Source organism: Nostoc sp. (assembly GCF_036919495.1).
GTDB lineage: Bacteria > Cyanobacteriota > Cyanobacteriia > Cyanobacteriales > Nostocaceae > Nostoc.
The window spans coordinates 1-801 of record NZ_JBALBZ010000133.1 but is presented as its reverse complement, the minus strand read 5'-3'; the positions used below and the strand labels follow the sequence as shown (position 1 = coordinate 801).

General features: G+C 42.9%; 1 protein-coding gene. It reads left to right on the top strand.

Going from position 1 to position 801, the window contains the following annotated elements; genetic code table 11:
• Positions 1-7: 7 nt before the first annotated feature.
• Positions 8-801, top strand: a 794-nt coding sequence (locus tag V7K25_RS18405) for a serine/threonine protein kinase (protein ID WP_335159961.1), incomplete at its 3' end; no start/stop codon positions are given.

The following is an 801-nucleotide window of genomic DNA, read 5'->3' as shown; positions in this document are numbered from 1 at the left end:
TTGCTCTATGATTGCTCTAACTGGTATTGCCATCCAAGACAAGATATACGAAAGTTCTAATTCTCTAGTGTATCGAGGCATCAGAGACGATGGGGTAGGGATCATCGTAAAAATGCTAAAGCTTGATTATCCCTCACCTCAAGAACTAACCCGCTACAGACAGGAATATAAAATTACCCGTTCCCTCAATCTGGAAGGAGTTATCAAGGCATACAGCCAGCAGGACTATCAACGCACTCTGGTGATTCTCTTAGAAGATTTTGGGGCAGAGTCCTTAGAGCAATGGATGCACAAGCGTCCAGATATTTTCTGCCCCATGCCTTTATCGACTTTTCTAAGTCTTGCAATCATTATTTGCGATATTCTAGGCAGAATCCATGCAGCCAATGTCATTCATAAAGATATCAACCCTGGAAACATAGTTCTCAATCTGGATACTGGCGTTGTCAAAATTATTGACTTTGGAATTGCCACCCAATTTAACCGCACGAATCCGACTTTCAAAAGTCCTCATGTTTTAGAAGGGACACTCGCATACCTATCTCCAGAGCAAACCGGGCGGATGAACCGTTTACTCGATTACCGCACCGATTTCTATTCACTAGGTGTAACGTTTTACGAACTGCTGAGTGGGCAGTTGCCGTTTCCCACAACAGACATACTTGATCTAGTCCACTGTCATATAGCTAAACAGCCTGTTCCGCCTCATGAAATAAATACGACGATTCCTAAGCCAGTTTCAGATATTATTCTCAAACTGATGGCGAAAAATGCTGAAAATCGCTATCAGAGTGCTTGGGG